Consider the following 22,269-nt stretch of genomic DNA (forward strand, 5'->3'; position numbering starts at 1 on the left):
TCAGGTCTCCTCCCCGGAGAACGTGTTTGCGCGTTTGTAGGCCCTAGACGCGGCCGGCGACCAGAAGTTCGGCGCCGGTGATCGCGCGCGAGGCGTCGGAAGCGAGGAACAGCAGGGTGGCGGCGAGGTCGGCGGGCTGCACCCAGCGGCTGAAATCGGCGCCGGGCATGTCGGCGCGGTTGGCGGGCGTGTCGATAATGGTGGGCAGCACGGCGTTCACCCGGACGCCCTGATCCTTCAGCTCTTCGGCCAGGCTCTCGGTCAGGCGCAGCACGCCGGCCTTGGAGGCGGCGTAGGCGCCCATGCCGGCGGCGGCGCGCCGGGCCGCGGCGGCCGCCACGTTGACGATGGCGCCCGAGCCCGACGCCTTAAGGGCGGGCAGGGCGGCCTTCGACGCGGTCGCGGCGGTGGTGACGTTCATGCGGTGCAGGGCGGCCCAGCCCGAGAGGTCGCCGTCCTCCAGCGTCTGCCAGCGGAAGCCGCCGGCGACGTTGACCAGGGCGTGCAGGCCGCCGTGGGCGCCGGCGACCTTGTCCATCGCGGCGCGGGCCGAGTCGAGGTCGGCGAGGTCGACGCCGCCGATGGCCAGAACGCCGTCCGGCGTGCCTTCCGGGGCCTCGCCCAGGTCGATTGCGGCCACCCGCCAGCCCGCCTCCAGGAAGGCGCGGACCGTCGCGCGTCCAAGGGCGCCGAACCCGCCGGTGACCACCACGCTCTTGCCGCTCATGCTTCGCCTCTCCACCTTCGACGCGGCCCTGCTTGGGTCACCCGCGCCGCGAGGTCAACCGGCCGCGCCGGAACGGGGCTGATCGCGCCGGGGTTGGCGCGCCGTTAGGAGAGCTCGATGAGAACCAGAGCCGTCGAAGTCACGGAAACCCGCGCCGGCAAGTTTCAGGTCGAGATCGACGTGCGCGGCCACACCATCCTGGCCGACGAGCCGGTGGAGGTCGGCGGCCTCGGATCGGGCCCCGATCCATACGAGTTGCTGGCCGCGGCGCTGGGCGCCTGCACGGCCATGACCGCGCGGATGTACGCCGACTACAAGGGCATCGCGCTGGAGCGGGTGCGCGTCGAGGTCCGCCACGAAACTGGCGAGGGCCCGCCGCGCGACCGGTTCATCCGCGAGGTGGCCTTCGACGGCGACCTGACGCCGGAGCAGACCATCCGCCTGTTCGAGATCGTCGAGAAATGCCCGGTCCACAACACGCTGGCGAACGGCTCACGGATCGAGACGCGGCCCCTCGCGATCGCGGGCGAAGCCGACCGCGACGAGCATTTCCGGGCCATGGACGCGCTCTGCAAGGAATGACCGGTGATATCGGGGGGCTTGCGATCGGGCTGCCGTTGGGTGAAGTCAGGCGCATGACCCAAGCCGCCGCGCCCAAGCCCTTCGGGACCCTGCTCGACATGATCGGCCACACGCCGATGGTCGAGGTGAAGAACATCGACACCGGCCCCTGCCGGCTGTTCGTGAAGCTGGAGAGCCAGAATCCCGGCGGCTCCATCAAGGACCGCATCGCGCTGTCGATGATCGCCGCAGCCGAGCGCGAGGGCTACCTCAAGCCCGGCGGCACCATCATCGAGGCCACCGCCGGCAACACCGGCCTGGCGCTCGCCCAGGTGGGCGTGCTGAAGGGCTACAAGACCATCCTGGTGGTGCCCGACAAGATGGCCCGCGAGAAGGTCCAGCACCTGCGCGCGCTGGGCGCCGACGTGCGGGTGACCCGCTCCGACGTGGGCAAGGGCCACCCGGAATACTACCAGGACATGGCCGAGCGCCTGGCCCAGCAGATCCCGGGCGGCTTCTACGTCAACCAATTCGCCAACCCGGCCAACCCGGCCGCCCACACCGCCACCACCGGTCCCGAGATCTGGGAGCAGATGGACCACGACGTGGACGCGGTGGTGGTCGGCGTCGGCTCCGGCGGCACGCTCACGGGCCTGGGCCGCTTCTTCGAGAAGGTGTCGCCCAAGACCGAGATGGTGCTGGCCGATCCGGTCGGCTCGATCCTGTGCCACTACCACGAGACCGGCGAGCTGATCGAAGCCGGCTCCTGGACCGTGGAGGGTATCGGCGAGGACTTCATCCCGACCAACGCCGAGATGCGCCTGGTCAAGAAGGCCTACTCGATCAGCGACCGCGAGAGCATGGAGACCGCCCGCCAGCTGCTGCTGAAGGAGGGCGTGCTGGCCGGCTCGTCCTCGGGCACGCTGATCTCGGCGGCGCTGCGCTACTGCCGCGAACAGACCACGCCCAAGCGGGTGGTGACCTTCGTCTGCGACACCGGCACCAAGTACCTGTCCAAGGTCTACAACGACAGCTGGCTGGCTGAGCAGGGCCTGACCGACCGCGAGCTGCACGGCGACCTGCGCGACCTGATCTTCCGCAAGTACACGGAGGGCGGCGCGGTCACCATCAGCCCCGACGACACCCTGCTGACCGCTTACAACCGCATGCGCCAGTCCGACGTCTCGCAGCTGCCGGTGATGCAGGACAGCCGCCTGGTCGGCATCCTCGACGAGAGCGACATCCTGCGAGGGGTCGAGAACGAGGAGGTGGCCCGCAACGGCCGCTTCAAGCAGCCGGTCCGCTCGGCCATGACCACCAAGCTCAACACCCTGCAGGCGTCCGAACCGCTGGACGCCCTGGTCCCGGTGTTCGAGCGCGACGAGGTGGCCCTGGTGCTGGACGGCGAGGAGTTCGTCGGCCTGATCACCCGCGTGGACCTGATCAACCACCTGCGCCTGCATCCGCAGGCGGCGGCCTAGTTTAAGCGGAGCGGGTACTTACATCCGCTCCTCCCGTCTCCCTGAGAGACCCTGATCATTCTCTTCTCCTGCGAATGGAGAAGTAGGAGCTTAGTCATGGCCGACCTGCCCAACCGCCTCGGCTTCGCCACCCGCACCATCCACGCGGGCCAGCATCCTGACCCGACCACGGGCGCGGTGATGACGCCGATCTACGCCACCTCGACCTACGCCCAGGAGAGCCCGGGCGTGAACAAGGGCTACGAGTACGCGCGCGGCAAGAACCCGACCCGCGAGGCGTTCGAGCGGGTGGTCGCCGACCTGGAGAACGGGGTGCAGGGCTTCGGCTTCGGCTCGGGCATGGCGGCGACCTCGACCATCCTGGAACTGCTGGACGCCGGCGCGCACGTGCTGGCCGGCGACGACCTCTACGGCGGCACCTACCGGCTGTTCGAGCGCGTGCGCCGCCGCTCGGCCGGGTTGTCGTTCGACTATGTCGACTTCTCCGACCCGGCCAAGGTCGAGGCGGCGATCACCCGCCAGACCAAGCTGCTGTGGGTCGAGACGCCGACCAACCCGCTGATGAAGTTGGCCGACCTGGAAGCCCTGGCCGCCATCGCCAAGAAGCACGGCCTGCTGACCGTGGCCGACAACACCTTCGCCACGCCGTGGGCCCAGCGCCCGCTGGAGCTGGGCTTCGACCTGGTGATGCACTCGGTCACCAAGTACCTGAACGGCCACTCCGACATGGTCGGCGGGGTGGTGGTGGCCCGCACCGAGGAGCTCGCGAAGGAGGTGAAGTTCCTCCAGAACTCCATCGGCGGCGTGATGGGCCCGTTCGACGCCTTCCTGGCCAACCGGGGCGTGAAGACCCTGGCGCTTCGCATGCAGCGCCACTGCGAGAACGCCATGCGGGTCGCGCGCTGGCTCGAGGCGCATCCGGGCGTGGCCAAGGTGTACTATCCGGGCCTGGAGAGCCACCCGCAGCACGAGCTGGCCAAGCGCCAGATGCGCGGCTTCGGCGGCATGATCTCGTGCGTGGTCGACGGCGACCTGGAGCGCACCAAGCGGGTGCTGGAGCGCTTCCGCATCTTCACCCTGGCCGAGAGCCTGGGCGGGGTGGAGAGCCTGGTGAACCACCCGGCGATCATGACCCACGCCTCCGTGCCCAAGGCGGTGCGCGAGGCCGGCGGGGTCTCCGACAACCTGATCCGTTTCTCGGTCGGGGTGGAGGACGGCGACGACCTGATCGCCGACCTGGAGCAGGCGTTCGGGGCCTGATCGTCTTGCGTCAGGAAAGCTGACGTTACGTACCCTGTGGCTCCGTTACACGGCGCCACATGGTCAATGGCGCTTCACCTTGTTGTTAGCTTGACAGTTTCGTGACCCGCTTCTCCTCTAGCTGAGCAGTTGGCGCATTCTCTTCGTGGAATTGCGTTGGTTTTCCGCAAGAGCGTGCGCCCCTAATCAGAAATGGGGGCGGGTGTGTTGAAGCGTCGTACGGAATTGTTGGCCGCGACTGCGGCTTTGGCGTTGCTGACCGGGGCCGCCGGGACGGCCCAGGCCCAGACCACTCCAGCCTCCGACGATCCGGAGGCCGCCGCCGTAGACGAGATCGTCGTCACCGGCTCGCGCATCCGGCGCAGCCCGCTGGAGCGCGACCAGGCGATCGTCGAGCTCGACCGCGAGACTATCGAGAAGACCGGCCTGACCTCGACCGCCGACGTGCTGCAGCGCATCCCGTCCGCCGGCGGCGGCCTGAACGCCAAGTTCAACAACTCTGGCAACTTCGGCAATCCGCCGGACGGCGGCGGCGTGGGCGCGGGCGCCGCCGAAATCGACCTGCGCTACCTTGGCTCGCGCCGGGTGCTGGTGCTGGTCGACGGCCTGCGCTGGGTGTCGGGGGCCTCGGCCTCGGGCGTGCCGGGCGCGGTCGACCTGAACACCATTCCCAGTTCGATGATCCAGCGCATGGAGGTGCTGCAGGAGGGCGCCTCGCCGATCTACGGGTCGGACGCCATCGCCGGCGTGGTCAACATCATCACCAAGAACCGCCAGGACGGCCTGCAGGCCTCGGCCCAGGTCAGCGGCTACGGCGAGGGCGACGGCTTCAGCCAGAACTACGACGTGTCGTGGGGCGCGACCCAGGACAACACCCGCATCGTGCTGGGCGGCGGCTACTTCAAGCAGGATCCGGTGATGGCCGCCGACCGCGACATCTCGCGGTTCCCGAGCCCGTACGCGACGTCGTGCCTGGGCGGCGGCTGCAGCTCCGGCACGCCGCTGGGTCGCTTCATCATCCACGACCCGAACACCAACAACGACCTCGACATGACCCTCAGCGGGCCGATGGGCGTTGGCAACGTGCCGTTCTACGACCCGATGAATCCGACCGGGCCGGGCAGCGACTTCAAGGACTTCGCCACCCTCGATCGGTTCAACTTCCAGCCGTACAACTACATCGTCACGCCGTCCGAGCGGGTCAGCCTGTTCGGCCAGGTGACCCAGGACCTGACCGACCGGGTCGAGCTGCGGGTGCGGGCCAGCTACGTGAACCGCAAGTCGGCCAACCAGGCCGCGCCGCTGCCGCTGTTCGTCGGACCTGACGCCGGCAACGGCAACCTGCTCGACACGGTCACCATCGACGCCGACAACCCATACAACCCGTTCGGCTTCGACCTCGGGCCCGGCACCTACGCCTTCGTCGGCCGCCGTCTGGTCGAGGGCGGGCCGCGCCACTACGCCCAGGACGTCAACACCTGGAACGTCACCGCCAGCCTCAGCGGCGACTTCGATGTGGCCGGCCGGCCCTGGTACTGGGACGCCAACGCGGTGGTGTCGACCAACCACGCCGAGCAGACCTTCACCGGCAACGTCAACGCCCAGCGGGTGCAGGAAGCCCTGGGCGACCCGTCGCTGTGCACCGGCGCCTGCGTGCCGCTGAACATCTTCGGCGGCGAGGGCAGCATCACCCCGGACATGCTGGATTTCATCGGCTTCACCCAGCAGGACTCGTCCGAGCAGAAGCTGCAGGACTTCAGCTTCAACCTGACGGGCGACCTGTTCGACCTGCCGGCCGGCGCCGTGGCCTTCGCGGTCGGGGCCGAGCACCGCAAGACCGAGGGCTACTTCCAGCCCGACGCCATCGTCGCGGCGGGCCTGTCCTCGGACATCCCGGCCCAGCCGGCCAGCGGCGAGATCAGCGTCAACGAGGTCTACGGCGAACTGCAGATCCCGGTCATCGCCGACCAGCCGATGTTCCGGTCGCTGGAGCTGTCGGTGGCCGGACGCTGGTTCGACTACTCCACGTCCGGGTCTGACTCGACCTACAAGCTGGGCGCCCTGTGGCGGCCGACCGACAACGTGCTGGTGCGCCTGTCGAAGGGCCAGGGCTTCCGCGCCCCGTCCATCGGCGAACTCTACGGCACGGCCTCGCGCTTCGACCAGGAAGTGGTCGACCCGTGCTCCGACATGCTGGGGCTGGGCGGCGGCACCCCGGCCAGCGCCGCGGTCCAGGCCAACTGTATCGCCAACGGCGTGCCCGGCGACGGCAGCTACGTGCAGCTGAATCCGCAACTGCCGGTGTTCACCAGCGGCAACCCGGACCTGGTCCCGGAAACCAGCGAGGGCTGGAACGCCAGCTTCGTTTGGGAGCCGGAGTTCCTGAAGTCGTCCGGCTGGGCCAGCGGCGGTTCGATCGAGGTGGCCTACTCCGACATCCAGCTGGACGACGCCATCCAGGCCCAGAGCGCCGCGGGCCTGCTGAACCTGTGCGCCGAGACCAACGACCCGCTGGCCTGCGCCACCATCACCCGCACCGCCTCGGGCGCGGTCGCCGGCGTCTCCAACCCGCTGATCAACATCGGCGGCATCGAGACCCGCACGGTCGACCTGAACCTGATCTGGCGCGGGCCTGAGACCGACTTCGGCCGCTTCAGCGTGCGCTCCAACACCACCTTCCTGCTCGAGTTCACCGAGCTGGTGCCGACCGGCGCCGGCCTGGCGGCGATCAAGCGCGAGGGCACGGAGCGGGGCAGCCCCGACCAGGCCTATCCGGAGACCAAGTCGACCCTGACGGTGGACTGGGACCGGGCCGACTGGGGCGCGACCGTGGGCCTGCGCTACCTGTCGGCGGTGGAGGAGAGCCAGGCGGCCAACACGCTGGACGCGCGAACCTACTTCGACGCCCAGTTCCGCTGGCGGCCGGAGATGTTCGACGACCAGTTCGGCCTGGCCTTCGGCGTCAACAACCTGTTCGACAAGGACCCGCCGGGCTGCGTCAGCTGCGGCCTGAACAACTACGACCCGAACGCCTACGACGCGCCGGGCCGGTTCTTCTACCTGCGGCTCAACTACGCCCGCTGATCTGGCGGCTTAGACGAGGAGGGCGGGCGCGTGAGCGTCCGCCCTTTTTCTCTGCCTCAGGCGTTGTCCCGGCATGAAGGTCTTCACCATCGGCTACGAGCACGACACTCAGGCGCACGTGATGGACAAGCTGCGCGCGGCCGGCGTGAAGGTGGTGGTCGACGTGCGCGCGGTCGCGGCCTCGCGGCGGGCGGGGTTCTCCAAGACGATCCTGGCCTCGAGCCTGGCCGAGGCGGGCATCGACTACGTCCACCTGCGCCAGCTGGGCACGCCCAAGTCCGGGCGCGAGGCGGTGCGGGCCGGGCGGGTCGCGGAGATGCGCAAGATCTACGACGCGCACCTGGAGGAGCCGGGCGCGCAGGTGGAGCTGGCCCGCGCCCGCGAGATCGCCGAGGCGCGGCCGGCGGCGCTGCTCTGCTACGAGGCGGACGCCACCAACTGTCACCGCTCGATCGTGGCCGAGCGGATCACCGGGCGCGGGGACGAAGTCGTCGACCTTTGAGCCTACTTGGCGCGATAGCCGTCGTGGCAGGTCCCGCAGGACTGACGGACAGTCGCCCACTGGGCGGCGAAGCCGGCCTTGTCGTTCGCCTCGGCCAGTTCGGCCAGCTTCTGCGTCTGGGCGGCGTAGTCGGCGGCGGCCTTCTCGAAGCCGGCCCGGTCGGTCCAGATCTCCGCCTTCGCCTTGGTGGCCACGCCGGCGTCGGGGCCGGTGCCCGCCGGGAACATCGACGGCAGCTGCTTGGCCCAGCGCGCCAGGCCCTTGGCCGCGAACGCCTGGCCCTTCACGTCGCCGCCGGCGTCGATGACGCCCTTCATGCCGCTGAAGGCCGCGGCCGACAGGTCCAGCGCCGACTGGCGGGTGGCGACGACGTCCTGCGCCGACATCGAAATCGGCGCGCTGGCCTGCGCGGCGGCCAGACCCGTGGCCCCGAGCACGCAGGCGGCGGCCAGCACCAGAAACTTGTTCGACATGGACGTTCCCCCGAACGGCGTGATCCTGCAGCCAGGCTATGCCGGGGGCGTAGGCGAGGCAAACGCCGCGCACTACGCGAGGTCGGCGCGAACCTTGGTGAGGATGCGGCCGAGCAGGTTTTCGCCTCGCCAAGCCGCGGGATCCACGGCTCTCGGATCATCGAGCGCCCAGCCGCAGCCCCAAATCCAGTCGCGGGGATTGGCTTCGACCAGCATCGTGTCGCCTGTCGCCAGAAGCTGGCGGCCCGCGCCCGCGTTCTGACCAAACTTGGCGAGGTTGCCGCGGTAGACGACGTCGACTTTCCAAATGGCCCAGCGCGCGTGCTCGAAGCCCGACACCGTCTGGCCCAGTCGCTTCTGTTCGCCGGGATCCGCCGTCGCCAGGATCCGTTCGGCCGCCGTGGCGTCGCCGAACAGCTCCGCCTTCGCGAACATCATCCACTGTTCGGCCGTGACGAACGTCTGACCGTCAATCGTGAACGCCGTGGCATGCCATTGGCTGAACACCCCTTTGATGAAGGGGTGGAAGGTCGAGAACGCTGCGGGTGTCGGGAGCTCCGCCGCGGAAACGACGGGAGCCCCCGAAAACATCAGGCCGCCTCGCCCTTCTGGGCGTAACCCAGTTGCTGGTTCAGCTTGGTCAGCAGGTCCACGGCCGCCTCGGCGATCACCGTGCCCGGCGGGTAGATGGCCGCGGCGCCGGCGTCGTAGAGGGCCTGGAAGTCCTGGGGCGGGATGACGCCGCCGACCACGATCATGATGTCGGGCCGGCCCAGCTTCTCCAGCTCGGCCTTCAGTTCGGGCACCAGCGTCAGGTGGCCGGCGGCCAGCGAGCTGGCCCCCACCACGTGCACGTCGTTCTCCACCGCCTGGCGGGCGGCCTCGGACGGGGTCTGGAACAGCGGGCCGATGTCGACGTCGAAGCCGAGGTCGGCGTAGGCGGTGGCGATCACCTTCTGGCCGCGGTCGTGGCCGTCCTGGCCCATCTTGGCGACCAGGATGCGGGGACGTCGGCCGTCGGCTTCGGCGAAGGCGTCGACGAGGGCGCGGGCGCGCTCGGTGGTCGCGTCGGATCCGGCTTCGCGCAAGTACACCCCCTGGATCGCCTTGATCTCGGCCCGATGGCGGCCGAACGCCCTCTCCAGCGCGTCGCTGATCTCGCCGACCGTGGCCTTGGCGCGGGCGGCCTCGACCGCGAGCGCCAGCAGGTTGGCGTCGCCCCGCGCGCCTTCGGTCAGGGCGTTCAGCGCGGCCTCGACGGCGGCCGGGTCGCGCTCGGCCTTCAGGCGGGCCAGCTTGTCGAGCTGCTGCTTCAGCACCGAGGAGTTGTCGACCTTCAGAACCGGAATGTCGTCAGCCACTTCGGGTCGATACTTGTTCACGCCAACCACGGTCTGGCGGCCGGTGTCGATGCGGGCCTGGGTCTTGGCCGCGGCCTCTTCGATGCGCAGCTTCGGCAGGCCCTGCTCGATGGCCTTGGCCATGCCGCCCAGCTTCTCGACCTCGTCGATGTGGGCCAGCGCGCGTTCGGCCAGGTCGTGGGTCAGGCGCTCGACGTAGTAGGAGCCGCCCCACGGGTCGATCGCGCGGGTCAGGCCCGTCTCGGTCTGCAGGAACAGCTGGGTGTTGCGCGCGATCCGGGCCGAGAAGTCGGTCGGCAGGGCCAGCGCTTCGTCCAGCGAGTTGGTGTGCAGGCTCTGGGTCTGGCCGCCGGCCGCCGCCATGGCCTCCACGCAGGTGCGCGAGACGTTGTTGAACACGTCCTGCGCCGCCAGGCTCCAGCCCGACGTCTGGCAGTGGGTGCGCAAGGACAGCGAGCGGGCGTCCTTCGGCTCGAACTCGCGCTTCAGCAGCTTGGCCCAGAGCAGGCGCGCGGCCCGCATCTTCGCCACTTCCATGAAGTAGTTCATGCCGATCGCCCAGAAGAACGACAGGCGCGGCGCGAAGGCGTCGACCGGCAGGCCCGCGGCCACGCCGGCGCGGATGTATTCCACGCCGTCGGCCAGGGTGTAGGCCAGCTCGAGGTCGGCGGTCGCGCCGGCCTCCTGCATGTGATAGCCGCTGATCGAGATCGAGTTGAACTTCGGCATGTGCGCCGAAGTGTAGGAAAAGATGTCGGAAATGATCCGCATCGAAGGCGCGGGCGGATACACGTAGGTGTTCCGCACCATAAATTCCTTCAGGATGTCGTTCTGGATCGTGCCCGACAGCTGCTCGGGCTTCACGCCCTGTTCTTCGGCCGCGACGATGTAGAGCGCCATGATCGGCAGCACCGCGCCGTTCATGGTCATCGACACGCTCATCTTATCGAGCGGGATGCCGCTGAACAGGGTGCGCATGTCGTAGATGCTGTCGATGGCCACGCCGGCCATGCCGACGTCGCCCTTCACCCGCGGGTGATCCGAGTCGTAGCCGCGGTGGGTGGCCAGGTCGAAGGCCACCGACAGGCCCATCTGACCCGCCGCCAGGTTGCGGCGGTAGAAGGCGTTGGAGTCCTCGGCCGTGGAGAAGCCGGCGTACTGGCGCACCGTCCACGGGTTGGTGGCGTACATGGTCGGGTAGGGCCCGCGCACGAACGGCGCCAGGCCCGGATAGCCGGCCGTGAAGTCCAGGCCCGCGGCGTCCTCGGGGCCATAGATCGGCGCGACCGGGATGCCCTCGGGCGTCAGCCAGTCTTCGCCGGCGGCGGCCGTTTGGGGCGCGCGCGGCTGGACGGCGTCGAAGGCCAGGGACGCGAAATCAGGAAACTTGGTCATCGTCGTCCTCGTCGAAGACCTCGTTGTCTTCGTCGTCGATATCTTCGTCCTCGTCGTCGTAGGCGTCCTCGCCCACGACCTCGTCGATCAGGCCGCGCCAGACCGGGTCGGTGTCGTCCACCAGGTCCACGTCGTCGAGGAAGGCCACGGCGGTCTCGCCGTCGGGCAGGGCCAGGCCCAGCACCTCCAGCACCTCGCCGTCGTCGGTCTCGTGCGCCTCGGCCTGGACCACGACGGCGCCGATTTCCTCGTCGTCGTTCCACCAGATCACGGGCTGCGGCAGCTCCATGTCGATGACGCGACCGTTCTCGGTGTCGCCGAGTGCGAACACGGCGGCGTCGCTGTCGACGTCCTCCGGCTTGGCCACCCGGCCGGAGAAGGCCTTCAGCAGGAAGCGCCAGGTGTCGACGTCGTAGGGCTTAGTTTCCACGGGCGTGCTCCAGCGCGCTCAGGGCGGCGTCCAGCACCGCGGTGATGTCGCCGCCGGCGAACAGGAAGTCGTCGACGCCGGCCGATTTCAGCTCGGCTTCGAGGTCGCCCGGCCGGCCGGCCAGGAAGACGCGCTTGGCCCCGCGATGCTGCAGCTCGGCCGCGGCGGCGCCCGCCTCGGCGGCGTAGCGCTCGTCGGAGGAGGCGATCACCGCGATGGGGGCTGTGGCCGCGTCATAGGCGTCCGGCGCGCCGACCACGGCGGCGATCCCGCCGGCCGCGAACAGGTTGCGGCTGAAGCCGAGGCGCGCGGTGTAGTCGGAAGCCCCGCCAAGCGTGGCGATGAACACCTGCGGCTTGGGTTCGAGCTGCAGGGCGCGCTCGCGAAGCGCCTCGAACGGCTCGGACAGGCGCACGGGCGCGAGCGCCGGGCAGCGGCCGTCGGGGCCCGGCAGGCGCACGTCCGCCGCCTTGGCGAAGGCGGCCGGGTCGACCTCTTCCGAGGCGACGGAGGCCTCGCCCAGGTTGGGGAACTCCGACGTGCCGATCAGGCCGGTCTTGCGCTTGGCCACGTCGGCTTCGCGCGCGGCGCGCACCTTGGCGATCTCCTCGGCGACGAAGCCGTTCTCCAGCGCCGCGACAACGCCGCCCTGGCGCTCGATCGCCTGGAAGACCGCCCAGCCGGCGCGGGCCAGGTCGTCGGTCAGGCGCTCCAGGAACCAGGCGCCGCCGGCCGGGTCGGCCACGCGGCCCAGCGCGGCCTCTTCCATCAGCACCAGCTGGGTGTTGCGGGCCTGGCGACGGGCGAACTCGGTGGCGCGGCCCAGCGGCCGGGTGAAGGGCTCCAGCACCGCCGCGTCGGCGCCGCCGACGCCCGCGCCGAAGCCGGCCGCGGTCAGGCGCAGCAGGTTCACCCACGGGTCCAGCTTGGACAGCATGCGCCGCGACGAGCGGGCCTCGATGCGGGCGGTCGCCTCGACCTCGCAGGCGGCGGTCAGGCGGGCCCAGATGGCGCGCGCCGCGCGCAGCTTGGCGACGGTGGTGAAGTACTCGGCGTCGGCTGACAGTCCCAGCACCATGCGCTCGAACGCGGCCTGCATGGACAGGCCCGCGCGGGTCATGGCCTTGGCGTAGGCGAGCGCCGCGGCGGCCATGAAGCCCAGCTCCTGCACTTCCGAGCCGCCGGCCTCGTGCGCCACCCGACCCGAGGCCAGGAACAGGCTGGCCTTCGGATAGGCCGGGGCGTGGCGCGCGGCGGTCTGGGCGGCAGAGACGACGTGCGATTCGATCGGCCCGGCGGTGGCGCCCGCCTCGGCGAAGGCCGACAGCGGGTCCAGGTGGAAGGCCAGCGGCGCTTCCGGCGCGCCCTTGGCCAGCACGGCCAGCGCGTTGGCCGCCTGCGGGCCGAGCAGGCCGGCGTCCAGCGCCACCGGCGCGAGGTCGAGCAGCACGCCCGACAGAACGCGGGCCAGCTCGTCCTGGCCGCCGACCGCCACGCCGTCGACGCCGGTCGGGTCGATGCGCACCAGCACGGAGGCCGCGCCGTTCTGCAGGTCCTTGAGAAGGTCGGCGTTGGCCCGCGCCGGATCGGCGTGATCGACGACGGTGCGCAGGTCCCACGGACGGGCCGGGTCGGCGTGCGGGCGCGGGCGCGCGGCCAGGGCCGGGGCGCCGTCCTCGGCGGTGTAGAGCGGCTGGACGGTCAGGCCGTCGTAGGTCCTGGCGACCAGACGCTTGTCGAACGGCGCGCCCTTGAGGGTCTTGTCGACCAGGGCCATCCACTGTTCGCGGGTGGGCGGGGAGAACTCTTGAGCGAGCGGGGTCGCGGGATTGCGCACGCGGCGAACCTCCGGTCTGAAACGGTCGCGCCGGTGATGGGGCGGGCGCCGCGCCCCGTCAAGCGCCGCCTCGTCTCAGTTGGCGACAGTCCGGTCGCCGAATGCGAACTCCGCAGGCTCGGCGCGGGCGTGATACGCTCGGCCACAGGGGAATGGGAGGAACGCCATGTCGACCGATGCTCCCGAGACGCCGGAAAAGCCTGAGAAGCCGCGGTCGAACGGCTCCTTCGGCGCCTGGATCGGGATCGGCGTGGCGTTAGGGGCGGCGCTCGGCGCGGCCTTCCACAACGTGGCGATGGGAGTCGCCCTGGGTGTGGCCATCGGCACGGCGCTCGGCGCGGCGGGCATGGCGGGCGGCCGAAAGGGTTGAGCTTCATTACGAAACCGTAAGGTCAAGCTTCCCCGACCTGTGGTTTGATCGACCCAGGGTCGCCCAAGTGCGGGCGAATTAGAGAATCTCGGGGGAAGTTATGACGCCCAGTCGCACCGTGTTGAGTTTCGCCGCCGCCCTGGCGCTGTCGCCGATGGTCGCCGCGCCGGCCCTCGCCAAGCCGAAGCCGGCCCCGGCCGCCGCCCAGGCTCCGGTCCCGGACATCGCCTACACCAAGTACGTCCTCTCGAACGGCCTGACGCTGATCGTGCATGAGGACCACAAGGCCCCGATCGTGGCGGTCAACGTCTGGTACCACGTGGGCTCGAAAGACGAGCCGTTCGGCCGCAGCGGCTTCGCGCACCTGTTCGAACACCTGATGTTCAACGGCAGCGAGAACTTCAACGACGACTGGTTCAAGAAGCTGGAGGCGGTGGGCGCCACCGACCTGAACGGCACCACCAACAACGACCGCACCAACTACTTCCAGAACGTCCCGACCGCCGCGCTCGACATGACGCTGTGGATGGAGTCGGACCGCATGGGCCACCTGGTCGGCGCGATCGACCGGGCCAAGCTCGACGAGCAGCGCGGCGTCGTCCAGAACGAGAAGCGCCAGGGCGAGAACGAGCCCTACGCCGTGGCCGAGGAGCTGGTCACCAAGGCGACCTATCCGGACGACCACCCGTACGGCCACACCGTCATCGGCTCGATGGCCGACCTCGACGCCGCCAAGCTCGAGGACGTGAAGGACTGGTTCAAGACCTACTACGGCCCGTCCAACGCCGTGATCGTGCTGGCCGGCGACATCACCCCGGAGCAGGCCAAGGCCAAGGTCGAGAAGTACTTCGGCGACATCCCGTCGGGCCCGCCGGTCGCACACCCCAAGGCGTGGGTGAACAAGCGCTCGGGCGAGCAGCGGGCGGTGGTCGCCGACCGCGTGGCCCAGGCGCGCCTGTACAAGGTCTGGAACGTCCCGCAGATCGGCTCGGCCGACTACGACTACCTGAACCTGCTGACCGACATCCTGGTCTCGGACAAGACCTCGCGCCTCTACAAGCGCATGGTCTACGACGAGCAGATCGCCACCAACGTCAGCGCCTACATCGACGGCCGCGAGATCGGCAGCCAGTTCGTGGTCGAGCTGACGGCCCGTCCGGGCGACGACCTGAAGGCGGTGGAGAAGGCCTTCGACGAAGAGATGGCGCGCCTGCTGACGTCGGGCCCGACCGCAGAAGAAGTGCAGAAGGTCCGCACCCTCTACACCTCGGGCTTCGTGAACGGCCTGGAGCGGATCGGCGGCTTCGGCGGCAAGTCCGACATCCTGGCCCAGAGCCAGGTCTACCGGGGCTCGCCGGACGCCTGGAAGGAGAGCATGGCGCGGGTGCAGTCGGCCACGCCGGCCGACCTGCAGAAGGCCGGCAAGGCCTGGCTGTCGGACGGCAGCTACACCCTCGAGGTGCTGCCCTTCCCGAACTACCAGGCCGCTTCGACCGGCGCGGACCGCAAGTCCATGCCCAAGCCGGGCGAGATGCAGGCGCCCAAGTTCGCCCAGCTCGAGCGCGGAACCCTGTCGAACGGCATGAAGGTGGTCGTGGCGCCGCGCCATGACGTGCCGCTGGTGCGCTTCAACATGATGTTCGACGCCGGCTACGCGGCCGACCAGGGCGGCAAGCCGGGCACCGCCTCGCTGGCCATGAACATGCTGGACGAAGGCACCACCAGCCGCGACTCGCTGGCCATCAGCAAGGAGCTGGCCCTGCTGGGCGCCTCGCTGGGGACCGGGTCGAACCTCGACTATTCGACGGTGTCGCTTTCGACGCTGAAGGCGAACCTCGACAAGTCGCTCGACCTCTACGCCGACGTCATCCTCAACCCGTCCTTCCCGCAGGCCGACTTCGACCGCCTGAAGAAGCTGCAGATCGCCTCGATCCAGCGCGAGAAGCAACAGCCGTTCAACGCGGCCCTGCGGGTGCTGCCGGTGATCGCCTACGGCCAGGGCCACGCCTATTCGGTGCCGTGGAGCGGTTCGGGCATGGAGAGCTCGGTCGCGGCTCTGAGCCGTGACGACATGGTCGGCTTCCACAAGGCCTGGCTGCACCCGAACAACGCCACCCTGGTGGTGGTCGGCGACACCAGCCTGGCCGAGATCATGCCCAAGCTGGAGGCCGAGTTCGGGGCCTGGAAGCAGGGCGCCGCGCCGCAGAAGAACATCGGCCAGCCGGCCGTGCCGGCCAAGCCGGTCGTCTACCTGATCGACAAGCCGGGCGCCCTGCAGTCGGTGCTCACCGCCACGGTGGTCGCGCCGCCCAAGGCCAACCCTGACGAAGTCGCGATCGAGACCATGAACACGGTCCTCGGCGGCGCCTTCACCTCGCGCCTGAACATGAACCTGCGCGAGGACAAGCACTGGTCCTACGGCGCCGGCAGCTTCGTGCGCGACGCCAAGGGCCCGCGTCTGTTCATCGCCTACGCGCCGGTGCAGACCGACAAGACCAAGGAGTCGCTCGTCGAGATGCGCAAGGAGCTGCGCGACGTGACCAAGGACCGGATCGTCACCGCTGACGAGCTGGCCATGGCCCAGAGCAACCTGACGCTCGCCATGCCGGGCCAGTGGGAGACCAGCAACGGCGTCGGCGGCGCGATCAGCGAAATGGTCATGTACGGCCTGGCCGACGACTGGTTCGACACCTACGCCGCCCGCATCAAGGCGACGACGGTCAACGACATGGGCCGCGCCGCCCAGATCGTCCGCAACGACAACCTGACCTGGGTTGTGGTCGGCGACCGCGCCAAGATCGAGGCCGGCCTGCGCGAGCTGAACCTTGGCGAAATCCGCGTGATCGACGCCGACGGCAATCCGGTGAAGTGACCTGAAGCAATCCGGTCCTTTGGGGCCGGGGAGGGCGCGGCGGAGCGATCCGCCGCGCCCTTTCTTTTTGGGCCCTGGCTTGACGACGGCGCCTGCGCCGCTCAAATCAGCCCCGCTCATCGAGACCGACCGAGGGACAGGCCCTTTGACGTCGGGGCAACCTGCGCGACGGCGCAAGGTGCCAACTCCTGCGGGGACGGATCGTCCGCGACAGATGAGTGAGGCGACGCAGGTCCGCTTGCGTCCTTCACGGGTCTATTCGCCTCCGCACGAGCTTTCGCGAGCGAGCGTGCGTGGAGAGCTCGAGCACCGTGACCGAAGCCAGTTTGAAATCCCCGCCCGACGCGATCGCGTTTGAAGACGTGCGCAAGGCGTTCGCCGGGCGCGCCGGCGAGGTCGCGGCCCTGGACGGCGTCAGCCTGAGCGTGCGCCGTGGCGAAGTATTCGGCGTCATCGGCCGCTCGGGGGCGGGCAAGTCGACCCTGGTGCGCCTGATCAACCGGCTGGAGCGGCCGACCGGGGGCCGCGTCCTGGTCGGCGGAGAGGACGTCGGCGCGCTTGACGCGGCCGGCCTGCGGACCCTGCGCCGTCGCATCGGCATGATCTTCCAGCACTTCGGCCTGCTGTCGTCCAAGACGGTGGCCGACAACGTCGCTTATCCGCTGAAGCTCGAAGGCAAGCTTTCGCGCCGTGAGGTCGGTAGCCGCGTGGCCGAGCTATTGGCCCGGGTCGGCCTTTCAGACCACGCCCGCAAATACCCGGCCCAGCTGTCCGGCGGCCAGAAGCAGCGGGTGGGCATCGCCCGGGCGCTCGCCACCCGCCCCGACATCCTGCTCTGCGACGAGGCCACCAGCGCGCTGGATCCGGAGACCACCCGCGAGATCCTGCAGCTGGTCGCCGGTCTCAACCGCGAATTGGGCCTGACCGTCGTGCTGATCACCCACGAGATGGAGGTGGTCCGCCAGGTCTGCGACAGGGTCGCCGTGCTCGACGCCGGCCGGCTGGCCGAGACCGGGCCGGTCGCCGACGTCTTCCTGGCCCCGCAGCACCCGACCACCCGCGCCCTGGTCTCCGAGGCCGAGCACCTGGAGGACGAGGCCGCCGACCTGTCGGCCGCCTCGGGGCGGATCGTGCGCCTGACCTATCGCGGCGAGGCCGCCTACCGGCCGCTGCTGGGCCAGGTGGCGCGCGAGACCGGCGTCGATTTCTCGATCCTCTCGGGCCGAGTGGCGCGCATCAAGGACACGCCCTACGGCCAGCTGACCCTGTCGCTGGAGGGCGGCGACGTGGACGGAGCGCTGGCGCGCTTCCGGGCCGCCGACGTGCAGGTGGAGGCGGTGCGATGAGCGCGTTCTTCGTGAATGTGGACTGGCCTGAGATCGCGCGCGCCTGCGGCGACACCCTGACCATGCTGGGCGCGTCGTTGGCGCTCACTGTGCTGTTCGGCCTGCCGCTGGGCGTGCTGCTGTTCCTGACGGGCAGGGGACAGCTGCTGGCCAACCGGGCGGCGCACGCGGCCCTGGCCCTGGTGGTCAACCTGCTGCGCTCGGTGCCCTTCATCATCCTGCTGATCGTGATGATCCCGGTGACCTTGCTGCTGGTCGGCACCTCGCTGGGCGTGGCCGGGGCCATTCCGCCGCTGGTGGTGGGCGCCGCGCCGTTCTTCGCCCGCCTGGTCGAGACGGCGCTCCGCGAAGTCGACCGCGGGGTGATCGAGGCGACCCAGGCCATGGGCGCCACTCCGCGCCAGCTGGTGTTCGGCACGCTTCTGCCCGAGGCCACCCCGGGCATCCTGGCCGGCGTCACCGTCACCGCGGTGGCGCTGGTCTCCTACACCGCCATGGCCGGCGTGGTCGGGGCCGGCGGCCTGGGCGACCTGGCCGTCCGTTTCGGCTATCAGCGCTTCCAGACCGACGTGATGGTGGTCACCGTCGCCCTGCTGCTGGTGCTGGTCCAGATCCTTCAAACCGTCGGCGACCGGCTGGTCGCGCACTTCAGTCGGCGCTGAGCCGCCTGCCTCCGGAGCCTCCCATGTTGAGCAAACGCCTGTTCGCGCTGGCCGCCGCCGCCGTCCTCCTGGCCGCCTGCGGCCGGGCTGAGAAGCCGGCCGGCGACACCCTGGTGGTGGCCGCCACCGCCGTGCCGCACGCCGAGATCCTGGAGATCGTGAAGCCGAAGCTGGCTGCCGAGGGCGTGAACCTGCAGGTCCGCGTCTTCAACGACTACGTCCAGCCGAACCTGCTGGTCGACCAGGGCCAGGCCGACGCCAACTACTTCCAGACCAAGCCCTACCTCGACGAGTTCAACAAGGAACGCGGCACGCGCCTGGTCACCGTGGCCGGCGTGCACGTCGAGCCGTTCGGGGCCTATTCGCGCCGCTACAAGGCGATCGCCGATCTGCCCAAGGGCGCGCTCGTGGCCATCCCCAACGAGCCCAGCAACGGCGGCCGCGCGCTTCTGCTGCTGCACAAGGCCGGCCTGATCCAGCTGAAGGATCCGACCAATCCGCTGTCGACGCTGAAGGACATCGCGTCGAATCCCAAGCAGGTGAAGTTCCGCGAGCTGGAGGCCGCGACCCTGCCGCGGGTGCTCGACCAGGTCGACCTGGCGCTGATCAACACCAATTACGCCCTGGACGCCGGCCTGAACCCGAGTAAGGACGCCTTGGCCATCGAGAGCGCCGACAGCCCCTACGTGAACTTCCTGGTCGCCCGAGCCGACCGCGTGAACGACCCGAAGATCCAGAAGCTGGCCGCGGCCCTGCGCAGCCCCGAGGTGAAGACCTTCATCGAGGGCAAGTACCAGGGCGCGGTGCTGCCGGCGTTCTGATCCCGCCCAGGCCCTAAGCCGCCGCCGGCTCCGGCTCGGCCGTGAGCGGCGCGCGGCTGGTCCGCCTGGCGTGCACTCGGCCGCGCAGCCTGGCCCAGTCCAGGATCTCCAGCCGGCCGTCCGGGTGCTCGACCAGCGCGGTGCAGCTTTCCACCCAGTCGCCGTCGTTGACGTAGGCGATCCCGCCGATGTCGCGCATCTCGGCCTTGTGGATGTGGCCGCAGATCACCCCGTCGACGCCGCGCCGGCGGGCCTCGGCGGCCACCGCCTCCTCGAAGTTCTCGATGAACTGCAGGGCGTTCTTCACCTTGACCTTCAGGTAGGCCGACAGGCTCCAGTAGCCGAGGCCCAGCCGCGCGCGGGCTCGGTTCAGCCAGGTGTTCATGGCCAGGATGGTGCGGTAGGCCCAGTCGCCGGCGAAGGCCAGCCACTTGGCGTGCTGCACCACGCCGTCGAACTCGTCGCCGTGCACGACCAGAAACCTGCGGCCGTCGGCGGTCTGGTGGATCGCGTCGCGCTCGACCGTCACCCCGCCGAAGTGGGTCCCGCAGAAGTCGCGCACCCGGTCGTCGTGGTTGCCGGGGACGTAGATCACCCGGGCGCCCTTGCGGGCCAGGCGCAGGATCTTCTGCACCACGTCGTTGTGGCTCTGCGGCCAGTACCAGCCGCCCTTCATCTTCCAGCCGTCGACGATGTCGCCGACCAGATAGAGCGTCTCGCACTCCATGTGCCGGATGAAGTCGAGCAGCATGTCGGCCTGACAGCCGCGCGTGCCCAGATGGATGTCGGAGAGAAAGACCGTCCGGAAGTGTCGGACCGGCATGTCGGCGATCATCAGCGAATCCCCCGAAACGGCGCTGGCGAGCCTTGTCGGTACGGACGGCCGATGACGGTTTGATGATGGCGAAGGGCGACAGGCTGGCCGCGCTAGGCGCGTACTTCTTCAGCTTGTCGGGAAATCTCAGATGGTGCCGCCGGGCAGGATTGAACTGCCGACCTCAGCCTTACCAAGGATGCGCTCTACCACTGAGCTACGGCGGCCCCGTCTGAGGAGCCGGGGATATAGCGGCGCCCTGTGCGGGCGCCAAGCGGGAATTTCGATAAAATGCACCTGTGAAGATCGCGGCCGAAATTCCGATCGTCTGGAGGGTGGCGCTGGCCAGCCCGCCCGAGCGCGTGTTCGCCTTGCTGGACACCGACGAGGGCCGCCAACGGTTCTGGGCCGCGCGTTCGGCTGCGACCGCCGACGGTTTCGTCCTCACCTTCGCCGACGGGCGAGAGGCGAGGGTGGAGGTGCTGGAACGGCGTGCGCCGACCAGGCTGGTGCTGCGCTATTTCGGCGCGGAGGTGGAGCTGGAGCTCGACGCGGCCGATCCCGGCTGCGTGCTGGAGCTGCGCGACCACGGGCGCGAGCTGCTGGACTGGCGCGACCGGCACGCCGGCTGGGTCAGCTGGCTGCTCACCCTCAAGGCGGCGGTCGATTTCGGCGTCGACTTGCGCAACGGCGCGCCGCATAGGAGCTGGGACCAGCGGTTCGTGGACCCGTGAGCGGATGAGCGACGAGCAGAAACAGAGCGGCGCGCTGACGCCCGGCAAGGCGCAGGCCCGCGACGAGCGACAGGCAAAGCTCGCGCAAGCCCTGCGCGCCAACCTGCGCCGTCGCAAGCCGCCGGCCCCGCCCGCGGAGCGTTCTACGAAAGACGGCGACGCCTGACCCCTTCGCGCCGACGCGGCGCCGCGCTAGATAGCGCGCTTCATTTTTTGCGGCCCGGATTCCTCCGGGCCTGCCCAAGGATCCGCATGGACCGTATCGCCATCGAAGGCGGCGCCCGGCTGGAGGGGTCGATCCCGATCAGCGGCGCCAAGAACTCGGCGCTCAAGCTGATGGCCGCCGCCCTGCTCACCGACCAGCCGCTGCGCCTGACCAACATGCCGCGCCTGGCCGACACCCGCTTCCTGGGCCGGCTCCTGCAGCGTCTGGGCACCGAGGTTGTCGAGCAGGACGGGGCGGACGGCGCCGAGACCGTGCTGCACGCGCCCGAGATCGTCAGCGCCTTCGCCTCCTACGACCTGGTCCGCCAGATGCGGGCCTCGTTCAACGTGCTGGGGCCGCTGCTGGCCCGCACCGGCCACGCCAAGATCAGCCTGCCGGGCGGCTGCACCATCGGCGCCCGTCCGGTCGACCTGCACCTGAAGGCGCTGGAGGCGCTGGGCGCGCGCATCGACCTGCACGAGGGCTACGTCTACGCCCAGGCCCCGCGCGGCCTGAAGGGCGCGGTCATCGACTTCCCGATCGTCTCGGTCGGCGCGACCGAGCACGCCATGCTGGCCGCCGTGCTGGCCCAGGGCGAGACGGTCATCAAGAACGCCGCCCGCGAGCCGGAGATCGGCGACCTGGCCGACTGCCTGAACGCCATGGGCGCCAAGGTGTCGGGCGCGGGCACGGACACCATCCGCATCACCGGCGTCTCCCGCCTGAACGGCGCGACCTGGTCGGTGATTCCCGACCGCATCGAGACCGGCACCTTCGCGGTCGCCGCCGCCATGGCCGGCGGCGAGGTGCGCCTGACCAAGACCCGCACCGACTTCGTCCAGGCGTTGCTGGACAAGCTGGTCGAGGCCGGGGCCGAGGTGACGCCGACGGACGACGGCATGATCGTCAAGCGCTCGGTGAAGCGGCTGAAGGCGGTGGACGTGACCACCGAGGTCTATCCCGGCTTCGCCACCGACCTGCAGGCCCAGTTCATGGCCCTGATGACCACCGCCGAGGGCGAGAGCGTCATCCGCGAGACCATCTTCGAGAACCGCTTCATGCACGCCCCGGAGCTGATGCGCCTGGGCGCGGACATCACCGTCCACGGCGGCGAGGCGCGGGTGAAGGGCGTGCCGACCCTGCGCGGGGCCCAGGTGATGGCCACCGACCTGCGGGCCTCGGTCAGCCTGGTGATCGCCGGCCTCGTCGCCGAGGGCGAGACGGTGGTGAATCGGGTCTATCATCTGGATCGCGGGTTCGAGCGTTTGGAAGAAAAGCTCGGCGCCTGCGGCGCGCAGATCCGGCGTATCAAAGGCGCCCCCGAGGAGGAGTGA

The 22,269-nt window shown here is 69.8% G+C and carries 20 protein-coding genes, 1 tRNA gene and 1 riboswitch; of the genes, 13 read left to right on the forward strand and 8 right to left on the reverse strand.

From position 1 onward, the window contains the following. Window positions 1-43: 43 nt before the first annotated feature. Entirely contained in the window at window positions 44-727 is a 684-nt protein-coding gene (locus H8B08_RS15320) for an SDR family oxidoreductase (protein WP_187451064.1), read from the reverse strand. Window positions 728-844: 117 nt separating this feature from the next. On the opposite strand from H8B08_RS15320, the gene H8B08_RS15325 reads away from it, so the two are divergent. The 5 genes from H8B08_RS15325 to H8B08_RS15345 all read left to right on the forward strand — a co-directional run bounded on the left by H8B08_RS15325 (window position 845) and on the right by H8B08_RS15345 (window position 7,615). Next, window positions 845-1,309: an OsmC family protein gene (locus H8B08_RS15325; RefSeq protein ID WP_187451065.1), complete on the forward strand. Its 465-nt coding sequence runs from the start codon at window positions 845-847 to the stop codon at window positions 1,307-1,309. A gap of 53 nt (window positions 1,310-1,362) precedes the next feature. Then, window positions 1,363-2,769 (forward strand): cystathionine beta-synthase, encoded by a 1,407-nt coding sequence (locus H8B08_RS15330; RefSeq protein WP_187451066.1) that lies wholly within the window; start codon window positions 1,363-1,365, stop codon window positions 2,767-2,769. A 96-nt stretch (window positions 2,770-2,865) separates the two neighbouring features. Beyond that, window positions 2,866-4,029, forward strand: a complete 1,164-nt coding sequence (locus H8B08_RS15335) for a cystathionine gamma-synthase (RefSeq protein WP_187451067.1) — start codon at window positions 2,866-2,868, stop codon at window positions 4,027-4,029. Window positions 4,030-4,236: 207 nt separating this feature from the next. Then, window positions 4,237-7,113 carry a TonB-dependent receptor domain-containing protein gene (locus H8B08_RS15340; protein WP_255500867.1) on the forward strand — a complete coding sequence of 959 codons (2,877 nt, stop codon included), beginning with the start codon at window positions 4,237-4,239 and terminating at the stop codon, window positions 7,111-7,113. A 73-nt stretch (window positions 7,114-7,186) separates the two neighbouring features. Beyond that, window positions 7,187-7,615 (forward strand): DUF488 family protein, encoded by a 429-nt coding sequence (locus tag H8B08_RS15345; RefSeq protein WP_187451069.1) that lies wholly within the window; start codon window positions 7,187-7,189, stop codon window positions 7,613-7,615. A gap of 2 nt (window positions 7,616-7,617) precedes the next feature. Here the strand turns inward: H8B08_RS15345 and H8B08_RS15350 are convergent, their stop codons facing one another. The 5 genes from H8B08_RS15350 to H8B08_RS15370 all read right to left on the reverse strand — a co-directional run bounded on the left by H8B08_RS15350 (window position 7,618) and on the right by H8B08_RS15370 (window position 13,111). Beyond that, window positions 7,618-8,088, reverse strand: coding sequence for a cytochrome c (locus H8B08_RS15350; protein ID WP_187451070.1), 471 nt, complete (start codon window positions 8,086-8,088; stop codon window positions 7,618-7,620). A 72-nt stretch (window positions 8,089-8,160) separates the two neighbouring features. After that, window positions 8,161-8,679 carry an NADAR family protein gene (locus H8B08_RS15355; protein ID WP_187451071.1) on the reverse strand — a complete coding sequence of 173 codons (519 nt, stop codon included), beginning with the start codon at window positions 8,677-8,679 and terminating at the stop codon, window positions 8,161-8,163. Then, entirely contained in the window at window positions 8,679-10,844 is a 2,166-nt protein-coding gene (scpA, locus tag H8B08_RS15360) for a methylmalonyl-CoA mutase (protein ID WP_187451072.1), read from the reverse strand. Before scpA ends, H8B08_RS15355 begins: the two co-directional genes overlap by 1 nt. Beyond that, the gene (locus tag H8B08_RS15365) at window positions 10,828-11,274 is read right to left on the reverse strand and encodes a hypothetical protein (protein WP_187451073.1); all 447 of its coding nucleotides are present in this window, start codon (window positions 11,272-11,274) and stop codon (window positions 10,828-10,830) included. The genes scpA and H8B08_RS15365 overlap by 17 nt, the downstream gene beginning before the upstream one ends. Continuing rightward, window positions 11,264-13,111 carry a methylmalonyl-CoA mutase subunit beta gene (locus H8B08_RS15370; protein ID WP_370545493.1) on the reverse strand — a complete coding sequence of 616 codons (1,848 nt, stop codon included), beginning with the start codon at window positions 13,109-13,111 and terminating at the stop codon, window positions 11,264-11,266. Before H8B08_RS15370 ends, H8B08_RS15365 begins: the two co-directional genes overlap by 11 nt. Before the next feature lie 166 nt (window positions 13,112-13,277). Between H8B08_RS15370 and H8B08_RS15375 the strand changes: the two genes are divergently transcribed. From H8B08_RS15375 to H8B08_RS15395, 5 genes are all read left to right on the forward strand, one after another. After that, a complete protein-coding gene (locus tag H8B08_RS15375; RefSeq protein ID WP_187451098.1) occupies window positions 13,278-13,481 on the forward strand; it encodes a hypothetical protein in 204 nt (67 codons plus the stop codon). Window positions 13,482-13,581: 100 nt separating this feature from the next. Continuing rightward, complete coding sequence (locus tag H8B08_RS15380) at window positions 13,582-16,353, forward strand: pitrilysin family protein (RefSeq protein ID WP_187451074.1); 2,772 nt, start codon at window positions 13,582-13,584, stop codon at window positions 16,351-16,353. Window positions 16,354-16,466: 113 nt separating this feature from the next. After that, window positions 16,467-16,574: riboswitch (SAM riboswitch) on the forward strand. A 126-nt stretch (window positions 16,575-16,700) separates the two neighbouring features. Continuing rightward, window positions 16,701-17,699, forward strand: coding sequence for a methionine ABC transporter ATP-binding protein (locus tag H8B08_RS15385; RefSeq protein ID WP_187451097.1), 999 nt, complete (start codon window positions 16,701-16,703; stop codon window positions 17,697-17,699). Beyond that, window positions 17,696-18,361: a methionine ABC transporter permease gene (locus H8B08_RS15390; RefSeq protein WP_187451075.1), complete on the forward strand. Its 666-nt coding sequence runs from the start codon at window positions 17,696-17,698 to the stop codon at window positions 18,359-18,361. The genes H8B08_RS15385 and H8B08_RS15390 overlap by 4 nt, the downstream gene beginning before the upstream one ends. A gap of 23 nt (window positions 18,362-18,384) precedes the next feature. Further along, window positions 18,385-19,182, forward strand: a complete 798-nt coding sequence (locus H8B08_RS15395; protein ID WP_187451076.1) for a MetQ/NlpA family ABC transporter substrate-binding protein — start codon at window positions 18,385-18,387, stop codon at window positions 19,180-19,182. A 13-nt stretch (window positions 19,183-19,195) separates the two neighbouring features. Here the strand turns inward: H8B08_RS15395 and H8B08_RS15400 are convergent, their stop codons facing one another. Then, complete coding sequence (locus tag H8B08_RS15400; RefSeq protein WP_187451077.1) at window positions 19,196-20,017, reverse strand: UDP-2,3-diacylglucosamine diphosphatase; 822 nt, start codon at window positions 20,015-20,017, stop codon at window positions 19,196-19,198. Between the two features lie 131 nt (window positions 20,018-20,148). Beyond that, a tRNA-Thr gene (locus H8B08_RS15405) sits at window positions 20,149-20,223 on the reverse strand. 72 nt (window positions 20,224-20,295) lie between these two features. Here H8B08_RS15405 and H8B08_RS15410 point away from each other — a divergent pair. The 3 genes from H8B08_RS15410 to murA all read left to right on the forward strand — a co-directional run bounded on the left by H8B08_RS15410 (window position 20,296) and on the right by murA (window position 22,269). After that, window positions 20,296-20,730 (forward strand): hypothetical protein, encoded by a 435-nt coding sequence (locus tag H8B08_RS15410; protein WP_187451078.1) that lies wholly within the window; start codon window positions 20,296-20,298, stop codon window positions 20,728-20,730. A gap of 4 nt (window positions 20,731-20,734) precedes the next feature. Next, window positions 20,735-20,896, forward strand: a complete 162-nt coding sequence (locus H8B08_RS15415; protein ID WP_187451079.1) for a hypothetical protein — start codon at window positions 20,735-20,737, stop codon at window positions 20,894-20,896. Window positions 20,897-20,982: 86 nt separating this feature from the next. Then, window positions 20,983-22,269 carry a UDP-N-acetylglucosamine 1-carboxyvinyltransferase gene (gene murA, locus H8B08_RS15420; protein ID WP_187451080.1) on the forward strand — a complete coding sequence of 429 codons (1,287 nt, stop codon included), beginning with the start codon at window positions 20,983-20,985 and terminating at the stop codon, window positions 22,267-22,269.

The sequence above is a fragment of the Caulobacter sp. 17J80-11 genome, assembly GCF_014349105.1.
In the GTDB taxonomy this organism is placed as follows: domain Bacteria; phylum Pseudomonadota; class Alphaproteobacteria; order Caulobacterales; family Caulobacteraceae; genus 17J80-11.